Raw genomic sequence first — 1,204 nt, 5'->3', positions numbered from 1 at the left:
TAAGGTGCCTAGGGCTACAGTGGTGAGCAAATCAGCATCGCCCCGTACTAGCACCTCGTCGGTGAGAATCTGGATCACCAGGGGCATTGCCAGGGCTAGCAGCCCCACTACCAAGTTCAGCACCAGCGTTTCAGCCAGCAGACCCCGATAGGCCCAAATGCGCCGCCGAAATCGTCCAAAACCTTGAATTTCATCGTTGACCTGGTCGTCAAAGCGTGCGTCATCGGGGATGAGCAGTAACATGACGCCATTGCCCCAGGCCTTCATCAATTCCCCTCGGGATACATATCGTACCCCCACCGCCGGATCGGCTACCACGTACTGCTTGCCTCGGCAACCATAAAGCACAACCCAGTGATAGCCCTGCCAGTGAATGATGGCGGGCAGGGGTACCTCGTCGAGGCGATCGATCACGTCTGGTGATGCTTTGACCGGACGAGCATCAAAGCCTAGCGTTTCAGCACCGCGCCTGAGCCCTAGAAGCGTTGTGCCGAGCTGCCCAGTTCCCACAGCTTCGCGAGTGCGGCTAATGCTAAAGATACGCCCATAATGTTTGGCGATCGCTGCCAGACAGGCGGCACCACAGTCTTCTTCACTGTGTTGAAAAACAACTGGATATTTCATAGAATGAGCTTACATTATGGGCATTAGTCTATATTGCAGCCTGCAGCCCTCACGTCTAACACGGTTAAATCCAATAGCCTTCAGGGAACTCCTAGTTGTCTTGGTCTCAACAAACCGCCTTTGAAACAAGACGTTCATTGAGACTAAGGTAAATTGCTTATTCATTTTTCGCGATGATGCTAGCATAACCAGCAAAAATCACATCAAAGATGAAAACCCAAGTTCTCCAACTCGATCTTTCTAAAAAAGATGGTTTTTCTGAGGCATTGCCTCGAATATCTTCGATATCAAGTTATTCAGCTAACTGGCAAGGCATCCAGCTTGAGTTTCATCAGGTTCCTCCCTTCGAATTTCCAGAATACACTTGCCAGCAGCATATTATTACGATTCCTACGATTAGTGGACTGAGAGTTGAACGCACCGCAGAGGGCAAAACACATGATCTAGTTTTTCATCCCGGTAACCTATGTATCTCGGCTAAGGATACTTCGCTGAGAACTTGCTGGGAACAAGATCTAGAAGCTATCCAGCTCATCCTAGAACCTGATTTGCTGGCCCGCGCGGCTTATGAACTGATTGA

Annotated in this window: 2 protein-coding genes; one reads left to right on the top strand and one right to left on the bottom strand. The window is 49.9% G+C overall.

Going from position 1 to position 1,204, the window contains the following annotated elements; all coding sequences use genetic code 11:
- A partial coding sequence (locus V6D20_04970) for a cysteine peptidase family C39 domain-containing protein (GenBank protein ID HEY9815141.1) occupies positions 1-624 on the bottom strand: 624 nt, incomplete at its 3' end.
- 209 nt (positions 625-833) lie between these two features.
- Between V6D20_04970 and V6D20_04965 the strand changes: the two genes are divergently transcribed.
- A partial coding sequence (locus V6D20_04965) for a hypothetical protein (protein ID HEY9815140.1) occupies positions 834-1,204 on the top strand: 371 nt, incomplete at its 3' end.

Source organism: Candidatus Obscuribacterales bacterium (assembly GCA_036703605.1).
In the GTDB taxonomy this organism is placed as follows: Bacteria; Cyanobacteriota; Cyanobacteriia; order RECH01; family RECH01; genus RECH01.
This window is presented reverse-complemented; position numbering and strand designations above follow the sequence as displayed.